This window comes from Sulfitobacter sp. IGS-18 (genome assembly GCF_059628195.1).
In genome coordinates this window covers 3,266,226-3,281,708 of record NZ_CM184556.1, presented here as the reverse complement: position 1 = coordinate 3,281,708, position 15,483 = coordinate 3,266,226, and the positions used below count along the sequence as shown (strand labels likewise).

Sequence of the window (15,483 nt, the reverse complement as noted above, 5' to 3'; positions counted from 1 at the left end):
GGTTCCTCCCTGGACTTCAGGGGCGATCATAGCGGTCGGCAAGCAATTGAAAAGGCTGCGTTAATGTAACCAAATCTTAAGAAACGGGTAAGTCTTTATTCCTTTTTGTTAGAAAAACAATCATCTATATTGCCGCGGAACCACCCTGCAACCGATGGAGAGGCGCTTGGCCAATGAAACCCATATGTCTGTCTCGGTCTGGCGCGGCGACGCCGTGGGGTCCTTTCAGCCCTTTGAAGTGAAGGTCGAGGACAACCAGACCGTGCTCGATGTGGTCGCCTGGATCCAGCAATACGCCGACCCGACCCTGAGCTATCGCTACGCCTGTCGTGTCGGCATGTGCGGATCCTGCGCAATGATGGTGAACGGCACGCCGCGCTGGACCTGCCGGACCCATGTCAAGAAGGTGCTGGTGGACGGCCACATGCAGATTGCGCCGCTGCGCAACCTGCCGGTGATCAAGGATCTGGCCACCGATATGGACCCTTTCTTCGACAAATGGGTCGCGGCGGAAGGGGTCCACCACCCGACCCTGACCCGCAACGACCCGATCGAGGCACTCGACCCTGCGGAGGCCGCGCGGGTCGAGAGTGCGGCGGGCATCGAATGCATCAATTGTTCGGTCTGCTATGCCGCCTGCGACACGGTGGCGAACAATCCCGATTTCCTCGGCCCCGCCGCATTGCAACGGGCCTGGAGCGTCTACAACGACAGCAAGAACGCGGACAAACAGGCGGTGCTGGACGCGGTGTCGGGTGTTGGCGGTTGCCACAATTGCCACAGCCAGGGCAGCTGCGCGGTGCATTGTCCGAACGCGTTGAACCCGATGAACGCCATCGCCGGCCTGAAGCGCGAGACCGCACGCAACTTCTTCAGGAGGCGCTCCTGATGACGCTTGGTCTTTATATGGCGCAGCGGATTTCGGCGCTGATCATGGCACCGCTGGTGCTGCTGCATATCGGTGTGATGATCTATGCCATCCAGGGCGGGCTGTCCGCCGCCGAAATCCTTGGCCGCACAAAGGGCAGCATCCTTTGGTTCGCGGTCTATGGCACATTTGTCGCCGCCGTGTCCGTGCATGGGGCGATTGGCCTGCGCACGGTATTGTCGGAATGGCTGGGCCTGCGGGGCGGCGCCCTGAATGCGGCGGCCTGGGCCATTTTCGCCCTGCTGCTGGTCCTTGGCATGCTGGCTGTTCACGGGGTGACGGCGAGATGAGGCGCGGCTACCGGAACCATACCCTTTGGGCCGCCTACCTGTTGCACCGCCTGTCCGGTGTGGCGCTGGCATTGTTCCTGCCGGTGCATTTCTGGGTGCTGTCCTATGCGCTGAACCAGCCGGAACACCTCGACGGGTTCCTGCGCTGGAGCGAGATGGGCATCGTCAAATTCGCCGAGTTCGGCCTGGTTTTCCTGCTGGCCGCGCATCTGTTCGGTGGCCTGCGCCTGATGGCGCTGGAATGGCTGCCCTGGACATCGGGCCAGAAGACCGCCGCCGCCGGTGCGGTTGCCGCGTCGACGCTGATTGCGGGCGTTTTCCTGATGAGGGCCATCTGATGCAGATCGAGAGACATGATACCGATATCCTCATCCTGGGTACGGGCGGCGCGGGCATGTTCGCCGCCCTGCACGCCCAGCAAAGCGCCCCGCCGGGGACGAAGATCACAATCGCGGTGAAGGGCCTGATCGGGAAATGCGGATGCACCCGCATGGTGCAGGGCGGCTACAACGTGGCGCTGGGCGGTGGCGATACTGTTGAGCGGCACTTCATGGACACGATCAACGGCGGCAAATGGCTGCCCAATCAGGATATGGCCTGGAAGCTCTGCGAACAGGCGGTGGTGCGGATCCGCGAGCTGGAGAACGAGATCGGTTGTTTCTTCGACCGCAACCCGGACGGGTCGCTGCACCAGAAGGCCTTTGCCGGGCAAACGGCGGACCGCACCGTGCACAAGGGCGACCTCACGGGGATCGAGATCATCAACCGGCTGATGGAGCAGGTCCTGTCCCGCCCGGTGGAGAAGTTGCAGGAGCATCGGGCGATTGGTCTTGTCCCGACAGCGGACGGCAGCGCGCTGGCCGGGGTTCTGATGATCGACATGCGCAGCGGCAGGTTCCGCTTCGTGCGGGCCAAGACCGTGATGATGGGCACCGGCGGCGGGCCGACCATGTACAAGTACCACACCCCCAGCGGCGACAAGACGATGGACGGTCTTGCCATGGCCCTGCGCCTGGGCCTGCCCCTGCGGGACATGGAGATGGTGCAATTCCACCCCACCGGCCTGCTGGCCGGGGACCACACCAAGATGACCGGCACGGTGCTGGAAGAAGGGCTGCGCGGGGCGGGGGGCCAATTGCTCAACGGGGCCGAGAACCGCTTCATGTTCGACTACGATGCCAAGGGCGAGCGGGCCACGCGCGATGTGGTCAGCCGTGGCATCTTTGCCGAGATGCGCAAGTCGAACACCAGCGAACACGGCGGCGTCTATATCTCCATGTCGCACCTTGGCCCGGAAAACGTGCGCGTGAAATTTCCCGGTATGGTCAAGCGCTGCGCCGACAGCGGTTTCGATCTGGCCGCCGGCAAGGTGGAGGTGGTGCCGACCGCGCATTACTTCATGGGCGGCGTCGTGGTCGACCCCGACACGCGCACGGCGATGGAGGGGCTTTACGTCGCGGGCGAGGACGCGGGGGGCGCGCATGGCTCCAACCGCCTCGGTGGCAACGGCGTGGCAAATTCCACGGTCTACGGTGGCGTTGCGGGTGATGTGATGGGGGCGGACATCCGGCGCATGGGCGCGCTCCGTGACCCGGACGAGACGGTGCTGGAGGCAGAAATCGCCCGCGCGCTGCGGCCCCTGTCGAACAAGGTCGCCCCGATCCAGCCCTTGCGCGACAAGTTGCAGGACGCAATGTGGGAGGATGTGGGCGTGATGCGCACGCAAACCGGCCTGGCGCGCGGATTGACCCGGATCGCGGATATCCACGACGAACTGTTGCAGGCCGGCGTGGCCGGTGACAACCTGGCCTTCAACCTGACCTGGCATGACTGGCTGAACATGGCCTCGCTCTGCGAAGTGTCGGAGGTCATCGCGAAAGCGGGGCTGGCGCGGGAAAACTCGCGCGGCGCGCATTTCCGCGAGGACTTTCCCGACAGCGGCGCGATGGAGAGCAGCTATTTCACCGTGGCGCGGCAGACAGGCGATACGCTCGATGTCAGCCGCGAGGACGTTCAGTTCACGATTGTCAGACCGGGCGAGACGATATTGCCCGAAAACGAACCCCTATCCCTGGTGGAGGCTGCCGAATGATCCAGATAGACATCATCCAGAAGACCGCGGAAACCCTGATGGACAAGGCCGCCATCGAAATTCCGCAGGATTACCTCGACGGTCTCAAGGCCGCCGCCGAGGTGGAGGACGGCGATCTGTCGTCCTTCGTGCTGCAGGCGATGCTTGAGAATTACGAAGCCGCAAAGGAGGACCGCCGCGCGATGTGCGGCGATACCGGCACGCCGCGCTGGTACGTCAAGATGGGCAACGACACCCGGATCGAGGGCGGACCCATCGCGCTGGAAGCCGCATTGCGGCGCGCCACGGCGAATGCGACCAACGGCGTGCCGTTGCGGCCCAATCGGGTGCATCCGCTGTGGCGCACCGATCACAACAACAACGTGGGCATCGGCGCGCCCGAGATCGAATACGGCTATGAACCGGGCGGCGAATGGATCGACCTGATCACCGTCCACAAGGGCGGGCTGTTCGGCACCGATTACCGGATGCTTTTCCCCTCCGACGGGATCGAGGGGATCAGGCGGTTCTACCTCGACAGCCTCATTGCCTTTGGCAAACGGGGGCTGGCCTGCCAGCCTGCCATCATCGGCATCGGGCTGGGCGGCTGCAAGGATACCTGCATGGTGCTGGGCAAGCGCGCGGCCTGCCTGCGCACGGTCGGCAGCGAAAACTCCGATCCGAAAATCGCCCGGCTGGAGCGGGAGTTCAAGGAGCTGGGCAATTCCATCGGCATGGGGGCGATGGGTTTCGTCGGCAAATCCATGGTCGTCGATTGCAATATCGAGGTGGGCTATTGCCACACCGGCGGGATGCAGATGTCGGTTCACGCCTTCTGCCTGTCGTCACGCCGGGCCGTGGCCCGCGTGTTCCCCGACGGGCGGGTGGAATACCGCACCGATCCCGACTGGTTCACCGACTACCAACGTCGTGAAACCGTGGAATGGGACGCCCCGGCGATGGAGGCCGCGGAATGACCGAAATCCTGACACCGGAGGCCCCTCATGAGCCCACGTAAGATCCGCCTGAGCACCACGCCCACGCAAGAAGCGCTGGATGACCTGCAACTGGGCGACATCGTCTATCTGGACGGGCTGATGTATACCGCCCGCGAAGGCGTCTACAAACGCGCACTGGAGGAAAAGGCCAACATCCCGATGGAACTGCCGCGCGATTCGGCTGCGAATTTTCACTGTTCGCCCGCCGCCCGGATCAACGCCGACGGCAGTTTCGAGATGGGGGCGGTGACCGCCACCGCGTCCTTCCGCTTTTCCAAGTGGTTGCCGGAATGGATGGAAAAATCGGGTGCCAAGCTGATCATCGGCAAGGGCGGGATGTCGTCGAAGGACTACAAGTCCTACTTCGTTCCCAATGGTGCGATTTACCTGTCCACGGTCGGCTACGGCACCGGTGCCCTGCTCGGCCGCGGGGTCGAGAACGTCGAGGCCGTCCACTGGAACGAGGAACTGGGCCTTGCCCAGGCCATGTGGGTCATCAGGTGCAAGGAGATGGGGCCCTTCATCGTCGCATCGGACAAGAACGGCGATTGCCTGTTCGAGCGGGAGAATGCGAAGATCTCGCAGAATTTCGACAAGATCTACGAGGGCACCCGCCCGGCCACGCTGAAACGCTATGGTGAGACGGATGATCGGTCGGACGAGGTGATCTAAGCCCGCCGCTCAAGCGATAAGGTTTGGTATTGCGACAGGTCCGCGGGCAAGGCGTCAATGCCAAGCCCCGGTGCCGTGCCGATGGTGAAATTGCCGTCATCGCGCAGCCGCGCGCCCTCAAAGGCATCGCGGAGGGGGTTGGGGTTCACATCCACCTCCAGCAAGCCGTCGCCTCCGACAGCCGCCAGCAGATGGGCCGAAGCGATCAGACCGATCCCGCCGCCCAGGAAATGCGGACAATAACGCAGCCCGGCATCCCTTGTCCGCCGCGCAGCCGCCCGGCAGCCGCTGATCCCGCCCCATTTCACGATGTCCGGCTGCACCACAGAGATATGACCGGCAGCGATGGCGGTCTCGAACCCGCTGTTGCCGGTGATGTTCTCGCCCGCGGCCAGGGGCGTGGCAAAGCCGTCTGCCAGGGCTTGCCAATCACCGGCGGGCAGATCGGCGCGGATCGGTTCTTCGAGCCATTGCAGCCCCAGCGCATCTATTGCAGCCGCATGTGACAGCGCCTCGGTGACGGTCCAGGCCTGGTTGACATCCGCCATCAGACGCTCGCCATCATCCACCAGGTCGTCCGCAAGGGCGCGCAAGGCGTCGATATCGCGCGCGCCGTCAAAGCCGATCTTCACCTTGAAGGCGTTGTGACCCACCGCGCGGGATCTGGCGATCAGCTCCGCCGCCGCGCCGATGGCGATGCCGCTGGCGTAGGTCGGCACCTCTGCGGCAGCGCCACCATCGAGGAATTGCGCCAGAGGCAGGCCGCGATGGCGTGCAAAGATGTCATGCAGGGCGATGTCCAGCCCGGCAATCACCTGCCGGAACGGCCCCCATTCCCCCGACTGCAACGCGCGGATGTGGGTTTGCGCGGTCAGGCTTTCGAACAGCGCATCGGCAGTGGCGACATTCGCGCCGACCACCAGATCGCAGATGTCCTGCACAAGCAGCTGCGCGCGGTGTTCCGCAGCGGCGGCAGGCCAGTTCGCGAAGATTTCGCCCCAGCCATGGCATCCGGTGCTGTCCGTCAGTTTGACAAAGACGGCGGGTCGGTCCCGCATCACGCCAAAGGAGGTCGCGACGGGCACTTTCACGGGAACCCGGTAACAGAAAACTTCGACGCGTTCGATACGGCAGGTCATCCCATCACCACTCTTGCCATCAGGATCAGCCCCGACACCAGCATCATCGCAATCAGCAGGCGGCGGAACTGGTTGTCGGTAAGGCGTTTGAAAACCGCGATGCCGATCTGTGCGAAGATCATCGTCGTCGGCAGGGCCACCGCGCCATAGATGATCGTCTGGGTCGTGTAGGTCCCCTTGAGGGCAAACACGATTGCCGCGAGCGCCAGCACGCAGACGTTGAAGGGCTGCAGGACCGCGCGGGTCTCGGCCTTTGGCCAGGGGCGCATGGCGCACCACATGGTCGGCAGGGCACCGGAAAGGGATGCGGCACCGCCCAGGATGCCGCCGAAAAAGCCCACCAGCACGTCGACCACCGGGGTCGGGCGCTCCAGCCGGGGCAGGGAAGAGCGCAGCGTGAAGAACCCGCCATAAAGGATCAGAAAACCCGCAATGATCAGGCGAAGCATGTCGGGTTCGAGCATCGACAGCATCGCCACCCCGAGCGGCACGCCGATCAGCGCAGGCAGCAGGAAACGCGCCAGCCGGCGCGGATGATCCGTGATCGACCTGCGGACCAGCCAGACGCCCTGCAATCCCGCCACCACCGACATGACCACGACGATGGCCACCGCCTGGGCCGGTGGCATGATCTGCAGCCAGAACCCCAGCGCAAAAAGCGCGGTGCCAAACCCGGCCAGCCCGTTCATGAACCCGCCCGCTGCGGCGCCAAGGGCGAGGATGACAAAGAAATACAGGCTCATGGTGCCGCAACACCGGCAGGAAAGGGATCGAAGACACCGACGCGGACAGCATTCAGAAGCTCGGCCTCGACTTCCTGAAGGACCCGCAGCTTGACCGTGTTCGCCAGCGACAACAGCCCCAGTTCGCGCACCGGCGCGTCGCTGCCAAGGGGGATGTACCTGAGCGGCAGCGGATTGGGCGGCTGAACGCACCGGCGCGGCACGATGGATACGCCAAGATCGGCATGCACCATGCTCGAAATGTTTTCGAGGTTTTCCAGCTCCATCGTGTCTTTCACCACGATGCGGTTCATCTGCAGCCAATTGTCGATGATGTCGCTCAGCAGTGCCTTGCGGGTGAAGCGGATGTAGGGATGTGTGGCCAGAATTTCGAAGGGGTCTTCGGAGGTGACATTCAGGGAGGTCACAAGCTGCATCGGTTCTTCGGCGATCGGGGCCCAGACCATGTTGCGCGGGATCACATGCGGCTTGGTCACGACAGCGGCGTCCAATATGCCGCGTTCCAGTTCCACGACCAGTTCCTTGGTCTGGCCGGGCGTGACACCGATGTGCAGTTCGGGAAAACGGGCCTTGATGGATGTAATGGCGAAGGGGATCAAACTGGTCAGCCCCGTCGGCACACTGCCAAGCGACAGGTTTCCCCGCAGCCCGTCATCGCCCAGGACGGAGGGCAGCAGGTTGTCATAGGCCGCCACGATCTCCCGGACACGGGCAACGATGGAGCGACCGACAGGGGTCAGTTCCGGCGTGCGCCGGGTGCGGTCGAACAGGGCAATGTCCCATTGCGCCTCCAGCGCCTTCATCTGCTGGCTGACAGCGGCATGGGTGATGAACACGGCCTCACCCGCCGCACTGAACGTGCCGTGATCGGCCACGGCGATCAGGGTGCGAAACATTCTGATGGACATCTGAGTTACGCTTTTCGTTAGCAATACTTTCGGAAATTGTAATGAGTTTCCGCTTTATACAAAATTGACTTACCAATAGAGTTTGTCAAGGATCGTCAGGTCGCCAGGATTGTCGGCCCAGCGAGCTGAGTGAAATCAGCCATTTGTTTTTGGGAGGAAACGATGAAATTTGCAAAATTCGGTGCGGTCGGCGCCCTCGTCTTCGGGCTCGCGACGGCAGCAGCGGCGGAATATCCTGAACGTCCTGTCAACATGATCATCCCCTTCGGCGCGGGCGGTGCGACAGACATTTCTGCGCGCACGATAGCAGAGCCGCTGGGCAAGGTTGTCGGCAAGCCGCTGATCATGGCGAATGTAACCGGGGCCGGTGGCGCCACCGGATCGGTCGCCGCGATGAACGCAAAGCCGGACGGCTACACGATGCTGTTCACCCGCGTCGGCTCGCATTCGGTCAACCCGGCGATGAAGGCGACACTCCCCTACACGCTGGACGATTTCCGCTATGTGACCGTCTACGAGATCAACCCCTTTGCCTGTGCGGTCGCCGCCGATTCAGACATCAATTCGATGGATGATCTTGTCGCCAGGGCGCGTGAGGGCGGGGTCAGCTTTTCCTCTTCCGGCGTTGGCTCCGGCCTGCACCTGGGCGGGGTCATGGTGATGGACGCTTTCGGCGTCGAGGACCCGCTCAACCAGGTGACGCATATCCCGATGGACGGTGGCGGTGCCGCGGCGACAGCCGTGTTGGCGGGGACGGCGACCTTTCTGTGCACAAACTCCTCTGCCTTGGCGAGCTTTGTCTCCAATGGCCAGCTCAAGCCGCTGATGGTCACCACATCGGAGCCGGTCGTGGGCTTTGACGCCCCGACAGCAGCCGAGCTTGGCAAGCCGGAACTGGAACAGCTTGTGGGTTGGACAGGCATCGCCGGTCCCAAGGACCTTCCGGATGAAGTCGCGGCGAAGTGGGGCGAATGGATGCAGGCCGCAGCGGGGGACGAAGAATTCGTATCACGCATGGAAGCGGTCGGTTCGATCATCGAGGTGATGAGCCCGGAAGAAGCCAATGACTTCATCCGCACCCAGTACAACACGTTCAAGGATCTGGTGGATCGCCTCGGCATGCGGATCGAAGGGTAAACCTGAACCGAACCGGCGCACGAAGCCATTCGTGCGCCCTTTTCTTTGCACGGGGCTCGGTTGGACATGCAGCGCATCAAGCGACAATCCCTGATCGGAATCGCAAGCATCATCGTGGCTGCGATCCTGATGTTCGCGGTCATACCGACATGGGTTTCCTCACCCAGCAACGTGCGCAATATCGTGCTTTCGCCGCTGTTCTGGCCCTATATCCTCAGCGGGCTGACCGTGCTGATCGGGCTGGGTCTGGTTGTCACGGGCTTTTTCACCACCGACCCGGATGAGCCGGAACAGCCGGCCATATCCGGCGGCTACAGGCGGCTGGGCATCCTGGCGGCAATCATGGCGCTGACCATGTTCGCGCTGCCGCGCCTCGGCATGGTCTGGACCTCTATGCTGATTTTCGCAGCAACGGCATTCCTGATCCGGACCTCCCATCCCCGGACCGCGATCATCTGCGCCATTACCGTGCCACTGGTGCTTTACGGATTCTTCGCCCATGTCGCGAGCGTTGCGATCCCGCAGGGCAATTACGTGAGATTGCCATGAGTTTTCTCGACAGTATCGCCGCGGGCCTGTCGCTGGTCGGCAATTTCGAAGCCTTCGCAGCGCTGTTTGTCGGTGTGTTGATCGGCACCATTGCCGGGGCGATTCCGGGCATGTCGGCCACGATGGCGGTTGCGCTGACGCTGCCCTTCACCTTCGCGATGGAGGCGGTTCCGGCGATCCTTCTGCTGCTGGGTGTCTACAAGGGCGGCATCTTTGGCGGCTGCATTCCCGCGATCCTGATCAAGACGCCCGGTACGCCCGCCTCCAGCGCCACTGTGCTGGACGGCTATCCGATGGCCGAAAAGGGTCAGGCGGGAAAGGCGCTCGGCATGGCGCTCTGGGCATCCTGCACGGCGGATCTGATCTCCAATCTCTCGCTGATCCTCTTTGCGGGCTGGCTCGCCTCCTTCGCGCTCAACTTCGGCCCGCCGGAATTCTTCACGCTGATCCTGTTCTCGCTGACGATCATCGCGGGGGTGTCGGGCAACAGCCTGCTCAAGGGGGCGCTGTCGGCGATGCTGGGGCTGCTGCTGGCGACTGTCGGTCTTGACCTGGTCTATGGGACGAACCGGCTCACTTTCGGCGATCCGAACCTGATGGGCGGGTTGAATTTCATCGCCGTCCTGATCGGGCTTTTCGCGATGCCCGAGGTGATGTCGATGGTCTGGGATCCCAAGCCGCACGAAGGCAAGGCGCGCGGCCTGGGCAATGATTCCGTCACCTTCGGCGAATACAAACGCTGCTTCCGGACCATCGTGCGCGGCAGTTTCATCGGTGTCTTCCTGGGGTCCATTCCGGGGATCGGCGCGGCCCCGGCTGCCTTCCTCTCCTACAGCGAGGCGCGCCGGAAATCGCCGAACAAGGCGAACTTCGGCAAAGGCGAGGTGGAAGGCGTGGCCGCATCCGAATCCGGCAACAACGGCGTGGCGGGAGCCACGCTGATCCCCTTGCTGGCACTTGGGGTGCCGGGTGATGTCATCACCGCGATCATCATCGGTGCATTCATGATCCACGGGTTGCAGCCCGGTCCCATGATGTTCGTGCTGAACAAGGATCTGATCTACGGCCTGTTCATCGGGCTGATCGTCAGTTCCGTCTTTCTGTTCTTCATCGGCTCGCTGGCAATCAGGCTTTTCAAATACGTGGCCGACATTCCGCGCGGTGTGCTGTTTCCCGGTGTGCTGGTGCTGTGCATCTACGGGGTCTTCGCGGTGAACAACAACATCTTTGATGTCGGGGTGATGTTCGTCATGGGGTGGGTCGGATACGTGATGCTGCGCAACGACATTCCCGCAGCCCCCTTCCTGATCGCCTTTATCCTCGGCCCGCTGCTGGAGAACAATTTTCGCCAGGCGATGCTGATGTCCGGCAATTCGCCTGAAATCCTGTTCCGGGGTCCGATCACCTGGTTTTTCTGGTTCCTGACCCTGCTCACCGTTGCCGCGATCATCCGTGCCGGCATTCGGGCGACGCGGAACATGCGCAGCAAACCCGGCGCCGGGTAAGCCGCTTTTCGCGGCGGTCTATGAAATCCGGTCCAGGAATTGTTCCACCAGGGACGGGACCGCACTCGCAAACTGCGGGTTGGAGCGCATGATCGCGATCGAGCGCTGCGCGGTCTCAAGCGCCGCCACGTCCCGGCGGATCTCATCCGGCGACAACTGCCCGGCCTGATCGCTGTCCAGATGCGCGGCACCCTTTGCGATGCGCCCCATCCCCAGCGCGGGTGCGATGCGGTTCTCGCAGCGGCAGGGGGCCTTCGCGGATTGAATGCCGCAATGCGATTGCATGAAACCGCTGACCGCAGACCGGGCGCGCCGCAATCTCTGGCGGTAGGTTCCGGCCGGAACATCAAGCACGTCGCTGGCTTCGGTATCGGTCATCTCGAAGATGTCGCCCAGAATATAGGCCATGCGCAACGGCCGTGACAGGCACACCAACAGGGCCAGGGTGCAGCCCACCTTCACTTCCTTCAATGCAAGCTGATGTTCCATCTCCGTCAGACCCAGATGCGCGGAGTCCCCCTGGCCCAGGTGCAGGTCTTCGGCGAAATCGTCAAAGGTCAGGCGCATCCTCTCGACCCGTCCCAGCCGCGCGGATTGGGCAAGATGGCGGGTCGCCACGCGAAAGGCCCAGGCCCCGGCAAGCTCGGTGTCACGCAGATCGCCCAGATGCGTGATGATCTTGATCAGAATTTCCTGTGTCGCATCCTCTGCGTCCTCCCGATGGGCAAGCATGCGCATGGCCAGATTGAAAACCGGGGCTTTCGCCGCGTTCACAAGTGTTTCAAGGGCCGCGCGACTTCCCTTTCGCGCGGCCTCCACGTCAACCGGATCAAAGCGGATCATGCGGCAAGAATCCCTTTCAGTTTTTCCAGCTCGGTTGCCAGAATGCCCTTTTGCGCTTCCAGCGCGCCTTCCAAAGCCTCAAGCGGCACAGGCGGTGCCATCAATACAAAGGTATATATGGAATTATCTGCGCCATTTGCAGTGATCCGCGAATAGGCCGAGGCGACGGAACCGTCGGGAAAGGTCATCAGCCAGTCGACATTGCCCGCCTCGCGCGAGGTCACGGTCTGCAAGGTGATCGGAACCTCGCCGTTCGGGGTCACCAGAACGGCTGTCGTGGCATCGGCGCGGGAAAACGCGTTGGTCCATTTCGGCAGGTTCGCGGGCTGCGAGATATAGTCGAATGCCGCTTGGGCGGAAACGGTAAGGCCGATGGATTGTACGTCGAAATTTTTCATTTTGATCTCCATGTTTGCCGCCGCGAAACTGCGGCGGATACATATGAAGAGGGCGCGAAGCAGCGATGTGTTACATGCGGATTCAGGTTTTTTCAGAATCACCTGCCCGGCCTGGGACCCGGGCGAGGCATTTGGGGTCTGGGCATCGCAATAACGGGACGACCGCTGCGTCCGCATGGTAAACATCGACACCTCAGCGGGTTTCGCAACATCGACGGTGGTTCACCCGACGTTTCACAATCAGGGGGCAGCAGGCGGTATGATCGGCAATTTGCTGGAGGCTTTCATCTCTTTCAAGGACAGGTTCGAACGAATGCTCGTCACCCCCGGCAGCCGGCGCAGGGTACTGTCGACAAAGCTGCTGTAATCATCCAGATCCCGCGCCACGACGATCAGCAGGAAATCATCCGCCCCGGTGGTGTTGTGACAGGCCAGGATGTTTGGCGTCGTTTCCACGATCCGCTGAAATTCCGCCGTTGCGGCCTGATCGTGTTTGGAACAGCGCAGCTGCACAAAGGCCATCACACCCAGTCCCAGCTTGCGGCGGTTCAGGTTGGCCTGATAGCCTTCTATGATCCCGTTTTCCTCCAGCCGTTTCAGCCGCCGCCAGCAGGGCGTTTCGCTCATCCCCAGCTTTTCGGACAGCTTCGCATTGGTCATCCGCCCGTCACTTTGCAGCAGGGACAGCAAATGGGCGTTCACTGCGTCAATCTCGGGCAAGGGCAGAAACCTTTCGAAACTTGTCGGATAAGAGGGGTTCTCACTCAAGAATACCAGAAATCCTGCAAGATTGGCAAAGTTGTTTCCCTGCTGAACGCTATGATCACCCCGATTCACACTCCAAAACGAAAGCCCCGCCATGAAAGCCGTCCTGTTCGAAAAGTTCCAAGAAGCGCCCAGGCTGGTCACGGTGGCTGATCCCAGCCCTCAGACGCATGGCGTGGTGCTGAAGGTCGCGGCCACAGGCGTCTGCCGCAGCGACTGGCACGGGTGGATGGGCCATGACAGCGACGTCGATCTGCCGCATGTGCCGGGCCACGAACTGGCCGGCGTGGTCGAAGCGGTGGGCAAGGATGTGACCAACTGGAAGGTGGGGGACAAGGTGACCGTGCCCTTCATCTGCGGCTGCGGCAGTTGTCCGGAATGCCACGCAGGCCATCAGCAGGTGTGCCTGCATCAGGAACAGCCGGGTTTCACCCACTGGGGCTCTTTCGCGGAATATGTCGGCATCCATCAGGCTGATCTGAATCTCGTGGCGCTGCCCGAAACGATGGATTTCGCCACGGCGGCCAGCCTTGGCTGCCGCTTCGCCACCTCCTTCCGCGCGGTGATTGATCAGGGCAAGGTCAGGGCGGGCCAATGGGTGGCCGTGCATGGCTGCGGCGGCGTGGGGCTATCTGCGGTGATGATCGCCACCGCCGCCGGGGCCAATGTGATCGGCGTGGACCTCGACCCGGCCAAGCTGGCCCTGGCGCAAAAGCTGGGTGCTGTGGCCGTGATCAACGGGGGCGAGGCCGATGTCCCCGAGGCAATCCGGGAGATCACCCGCGGCGGGGCGCATGTCTCCCTCGATGCGCTGGGCCATACCGTGACCATGACCAACTCCATCCTCTGCCTGCGGCCAAGGGGCAAACACATCCAGGTCGGCCTGATGCTGGGTGAACATGCGGCCCCGGCCATTCCCATGCCCAGGATCGTGGGGCAGGAGATCGAATTGCTCGGCTCGCACGGGATGCAGGCGCACCGCTACGGCGCGATGCTGGACATGGTGGCCAGCGGCAAGCTGGATCCCGCGCGGCTGGTGGGCGACCGGATCAGCCTTGCCGAGGCACCGCAGGCCCTGATGAACATGGACAAGTTTCAATCCGTGGGTGCCACGGTCATCACCCGGTTCTGAACCATGGGTGGCATTGGTTTCACCGGCGGCGGCAATATGCCCGCCGCGCCAGGGCAGCGCGAAAGGTCCGAGGCATGTTCGAGAAACTAGAGGAGTACCCGGTCGATCCCATCATGATCGGGGCGGATTACTTTGCCCAGGACCCGCGCCGCGACAAGCTCAACCTGACGGTTGGGATCTATCAGGACCAGGACGGCCAAACACCGGTTCTGCGCGCCGTGAAGGAGGCGGAGCGGCGGCTGATCGAGACGCAGATGACAAAATCCTACCTCGCCCTGACCGGCGACGCCGAATATTGCGCGGTGCTGGGGCAGGAAATTCTGGGCGCGGCCTTTGGTGCCGATTGGGTTGCGGCGCAGACCTCGGGCGGGGCCGTGGCCCTGCGGGTCATGGCGGACCTGCTGGCGCAGATGCCTGAACCGCCCAACGTATGGCTGCAAACGCCGACCTACGGCAATTACGTCCCGATCCTGAGCGCTGCCGGGGCCCGCTTTGCTGCCGTGCCCTATTACGATCCGATTGCGCGTCAGATTACCTTTGATCAGATGCTGGCGGGGCTGAATGCCGCCCGGCCCGGCGATGTCTTCCTGATGCAGGGCGTATGCCACAACCCGACAGGCGCCGACATGACGCCAGAGCAGTTTGCCGCCCTGCTCGATCTGCTGGAGGCGCGCGGGATCATCCCCTGGATCGATCTTGCCTACCTCGGATTCGCCCAGGGCTTTGACGCGGATTGCGCCATGGCCCGGCAGGTCGCCGCGCGCTTTGCCGAATGTATCGTCTGCGTCACGCTTTCCAAATCGTTTGGCATCTACCGCGACCGCGCCGGGGCGTTGTTCGTGAAAACGCGGCAAGCGGACCGCGCCCGCATGCACCGCGCCGTCTCTGCCATCGTGCGCGCCGGCGCGTCCCATGCCCCCGATCACGGCCCATCCGTGGTGCGTACCATCCTGCAGGATCAGACGTTAAAGGCGCTCTGGCTGCAGGAACTGGACCAGATGCGCGCCCGCGTGGCACAGGTGCGTACCGCTATCGCAAAGACCGAACTGAATGATTTCGGCACGCAGGAGCTGGCCTATTTCGCCCGGCAATCGGGGATGTTTTCCCTGCTGCCGCTGACAGAGGGTCAGGAAAAGGCGCTGACCGCGGAGCATGGCATTCACGTCGTCAAAGGCGGCCGGGTCAACGTCGCGCGCCTCGGCTCAGGCGATATCGACTGGCTGATCCGTGCCGTACATGCGGTGAGGGCGCAGGCGTAGCCGGTGCCATCCCCGGCGCGGGCCGCGACTGAGCTGGTCTATACCTTCTGCAAATCCCGCCAGACCCGGGCAGCATCCCCCGGCGATACACCGTTCCGGCATCAGGAGGCGGCTTTGACCTGAGACAAATCAAATCGCCAATGTCC

General features: G+C 62.7%; 17 protein-coding genes. 11 read left to right on the top strand and 6 right to left on the bottom strand.

The annotated features are described in order from the left end of the window. The first annotated feature begins 184 nt into the window (after positions 1 to 184). From ACWNZ3_RS15815 to ACWNZ3_RS15790, 6 genes are read left to right on the top strand one after another with little or no spacing between them, the layout of a single operon-like run. Positions 185 to 889 (top strand): succinate dehydrogenase/fumarate reductase iron-sulfur subunit, encoded by a 705-nt coding sequence (locus tag ACWNZ3_RS15815; RefSeq protein WP_496901912.1) that lies wholly within the window; start codon positions 185 to 187, stop codon positions 887 to 889. After that, the gene (locus tag ACWNZ3_RS15810) at positions 889 to 1,218 is read left to right on the top strand and encodes a succinate dehydrogenase/fumarate reductase transmembrane subunit (RefSeq protein WP_496900556.1); all 330 of its coding nucleotides are present in this window, start codon (positions 889 to 891) and stop codon (positions 1,216 to 1,218) included. The genes ACWNZ3_RS15815 and ACWNZ3_RS15810 overlap by 1 nt, the downstream gene beginning before the upstream one ends. Further along, a complete protein-coding gene (gene sdhC, locus ACWNZ3_RS15805) occupies positions 1,215 to 1,556 on the top strand; it encodes a succinate dehydrogenase, cytochrome b556 subunit (protein ID WP_274575889.1) in 342 nt (113 codons plus the stop codon). The genes ACWNZ3_RS15810 and sdhC overlap by 4 nt, the downstream gene beginning before the upstream one ends. Then, positions 1,556 to 3,310, top strand: coding sequence for an L-aspartate oxidase (locus tag ACWNZ3_RS15800; protein ID WP_496900555.1), 1,755 nt, complete (start codon positions 1,556 to 1,558; stop codon positions 3,308 to 3,310). The genes sdhC and ACWNZ3_RS15800 overlap by 1 nt, the downstream gene beginning before the upstream one ends. Continuing rightward, positions 3,307 to 4,266: a fumarate hydratase gene (locus tag ACWNZ3_RS15795; RefSeq protein WP_496900554.1), complete on the top strand. Its 960-nt coding sequence runs from the start codon at positions 3,307 to 3,309 to the stop codon at positions 4,264 to 4,266. Before ACWNZ3_RS15800 ends, ACWNZ3_RS15795 begins: the two co-directional genes overlap by 4 nt. 27 nt (positions 4,267 to 4,293) lie before the next feature. Next, positions 4,294 to 4,959, top strand: coding sequence for a fumarate hydratase C-terminal domain-containing protein (locus tag ACWNZ3_RS15790; RefSeq protein ID WP_269365927.1), 666 nt, complete (start codon positions 4,294 to 4,296; stop codon positions 4,957 to 4,959). On the opposite strand, the gene ACWNZ3_RS15785 is transcribed toward ACWNZ3_RS15790, so the two are convergent. Genes ACWNZ3_RS15785 through ACWNZ3_RS15775 form a run of 3 tightly spaced genes read right to left on the bottom strand, consistent with a single transcriptional unit; the run spans position 4,956 to position 7,749 of the window. Continuing rightward, entirely contained in the window at positions 4,956 to 6,098 is a 1,143-nt protein-coding gene (locus ACWNZ3_RS15785) for a mandelate racemase/muconate lactonizing enzyme family protein (protein ID WP_496900553.1), read from the bottom strand. The genes ACWNZ3_RS15790 and ACWNZ3_RS15785 overlap by 4 nt on opposite strands. Continuing rightward, a complete protein-coding gene (locus ACWNZ3_RS15780; protein WP_269365931.1) occupies positions 6,095 to 6,841 on the bottom strand; it encodes a sulfite exporter TauE/SafE family protein in 747 nt (248 codons plus the stop codon). The genes ACWNZ3_RS15785 and ACWNZ3_RS15780 overlap by 4 nt, the downstream gene beginning before the upstream one ends. Continuing rightward, positions 6,838 to 7,749, bottom strand: coding sequence for a LysR family transcriptional regulator (locus ACWNZ3_RS15775; protein WP_496900552.1), 912 nt, complete (start codon positions 7,747 to 7,749; stop codon positions 6,838 to 6,840). Before ACWNZ3_RS15775 ends, ACWNZ3_RS15780 begins: the two co-directional genes overlap by 4 nt. 162 nt (positions 7,750 to 7,911) lie before the next feature. Between ACWNZ3_RS15775 and ACWNZ3_RS15770 the strand changes: the two genes are divergently transcribed. The 3 genes from ACWNZ3_RS15770 (at position 7,912) to ACWNZ3_RS15760 (ending at position 10,940) form a co-directional block, all read left to right on the top strand. Then, entirely contained in the window at positions 7,912 to 8,886 is a 975-nt protein-coding gene (locus tag ACWNZ3_RS15770; protein WP_496900551.1) for a Bug family tripartite tricarboxylate transporter substrate binding protein, read from the top strand. 66 nt (positions 8,887 to 8,952) lie between these two features. Beyond that, the gene (locus tag ACWNZ3_RS15765; protein WP_269365937.1) at positions 8,953 to 9,435 is read left to right on the top strand and encodes a tripartite tricarboxylate transporter TctB family protein; all 483 of its coding nucleotides are present in this window, start codon (positions 8,953 to 8,955) and stop codon (positions 9,433 to 9,435) included. Continuing rightward, entirely contained in the window at positions 9,432 to 10,940 is a 1,509-nt protein-coding gene (locus ACWNZ3_RS15760; protein WP_274575880.1) for a tripartite tricarboxylate transporter permease, read from the top strand. Before ACWNZ3_RS15765 ends, ACWNZ3_RS15760 begins: the two co-directional genes overlap by 4 nt. Before the next feature lie 18 nt (positions 10,941 to 10,958). Here the strand turns inward: ACWNZ3_RS15760 and ACWNZ3_RS15755 are convergent, their stop codons facing one another. The 3 genes from ACWNZ3_RS15755 to ACWNZ3_RS15745 form a co-directional block, all read right to left on the bottom strand. Next, positions 10,959 to 11,783: an RNA polymerase sigma factor gene (locus tag ACWNZ3_RS15755; protein ID WP_496900550.1), complete on the bottom strand. Its 825-nt coding sequence runs from the start codon at positions 11,781 to 11,783 to the stop codon at positions 10,959 to 10,961. Continuing rightward, positions 11,780 to 12,181, bottom strand: a complete 402-nt coding sequence (locus ACWNZ3_RS15750) for an SRPBCC family protein (RefSeq protein ID WP_274575878.1) — start codon at positions 12,179 to 12,181, stop codon at positions 11,780 to 11,782. The genes ACWNZ3_RS15755 and ACWNZ3_RS15750 overlap by 4 nt, the downstream gene beginning before the upstream one ends. A gap of 240 nt (positions 12,182 to 12,421) precedes the next feature. Continuing rightward, positions 12,422 to 12,901, bottom strand: coding sequence for an Lrp/AsnC family transcriptional regulator (locus ACWNZ3_RS15745; RefSeq protein ID WP_496900549.1), 480 nt, complete (start codon positions 12,899 to 12,901; stop codon positions 12,422 to 12,424). A 139-nt stretch (positions 12,902 to 13,040) separates the two neighbouring features. Between ACWNZ3_RS15745 and ACWNZ3_RS15740 the strand changes: the two genes are divergently transcribed. Together ACWNZ3_RS15740 and ACWNZ3_RS15735 are read left to right on the top strand one after the other, a co-directional pair. After that, on the top strand, positions 13,041 to 14,078 hold the full coding sequence (locus ACWNZ3_RS15740; RefSeq protein ID WP_496900548.1) for a zinc-dependent alcohol dehydrogenase family protein: 1,038 nt from the start codon (positions 13,041 to 13,043) through the stop codon (positions 14,076 to 14,078). Positions 14,079 to 14,152: 74 nt separating this feature from the next. After that, positions 14,153 to 15,337, top strand: coding sequence for an aromatic amino acid transaminase (locus tag ACWNZ3_RS15735; protein ID WP_496900547.1), 1,185 nt, complete (start codon positions 14,153 to 14,155; stop codon positions 15,335 to 15,337). Positions 15,338 to 15,483: the final 146 nt, after the last annotated feature.

Excerpts from the sequence above, each read along its gene's own strand:
- ACWNZ3_RS15815 (WP_496901912.1), top strand. The coding sequence starts at position 185 with ATGTCTGTCTCGGTCTGGCGCGGCGACGCCGTGGGGTCCTTTCAGCCC.
- ACWNZ3_RS15810 (WP_496900556.1), top strand. The coding sequence starts at position 889 with ATGACGCTTGGTCTTTATATGGCGCAGCGGATTTCGGCGCTGATCATG.
- sdhC (WP_274575889.1), top strand. The coding sequence starts at position 1,215 with ATGAGGCGCGGCTACCGGAACCATACCCTTTGGGCCGCCTACCTGTTG.
- ACWNZ3_RS15800 (WP_496900555.1), top strand. The coding sequence starts at position 1,556 with ATGCAGATCGAGAGACATGATACCGATATCCTCATCCTGGGTACGGGC.
- ACWNZ3_RS15795 (WP_496900554.1), top strand. The coding sequence starts at position 3,307 with ATGATCCAGATAGACATCATCCAGAAGACCGCGGAAACCCTGATGGAC.
- ACWNZ3_RS15790 (WP_269365927.1), top strand. The coding sequence starts at position 4,294 with ATGAGCCCACGTAAGATCCGCCTGAGCACCACGCCCACGCAAGAAGCG.
- ACWNZ3_RS15785 (WP_496900553.1), bottom strand. The coding sequence starts at position 6,098 with ATGACCTGCCGTATCGAACGCGTCGAAGTTTTCTGTTACCGGGTTCCC.
- ACWNZ3_RS15780 (WP_269365931.1), bottom strand. The coding sequence starts at position 6,841 with ATGAGCCTGTATTTCTTTGTCATCCTCGCCCTTGGCGCCGCAGCGGGC.
- ACWNZ3_RS15775 (WP_496900552.1), bottom strand. The coding sequence starts at position 7,749 with ATGTCCATCAGAATGTTTCGCACCCTGATCGCCGTGGCCGATCACGGC.
- ACWNZ3_RS15770 (WP_496900551.1), top strand. The coding sequence starts at position 7,912 with ATGAAATTTGCAAAATTCGGTGCGGTCGGCGCCCTCGTCTTCGGGCTC.
- ACWNZ3_RS15765 (WP_269365937.1), top strand. The coding sequence starts at position 8,953 with ATGCAGCGCATCAAGCGACAATCCCTGATCGGAATCGCAAGCATCATC.
- ACWNZ3_RS15760 (WP_274575880.1), top strand. The coding sequence starts at position 9,432 with ATGAGTTTTCTCGACAGTATCGCCGCGGGCCTGTCGCTGGTCGGCAAT.
- ACWNZ3_RS15755 (WP_496900550.1), bottom strand. The coding sequence starts at position 11,783 with ATGATCCGCTTTGATCCGGTTGACGTGGAGGCCGCGCGAAAGGGAAGT.
- ACWNZ3_RS15750 (WP_274575878.1), bottom strand. The coding sequence starts at position 12,181 with ATGAAAAATTTCGACGTACAATCCATCGGCCTTACCGTTTCCGCCCAA.
- ACWNZ3_RS15740 (WP_496900548.1), top strand. The coding sequence starts at position 13,041 with ATGAAAGCCGTCCTGTTCGAAAAGTTCCAAGAAGCGCCCAGGCTGGTC.
- ACWNZ3_RS15735 (WP_496900547.1), top strand. The coding sequence starts at position 14,153 with ATGTTCGAGAAACTAGAGGAGTACCCGGTCGATCCCATCATGATCGGG.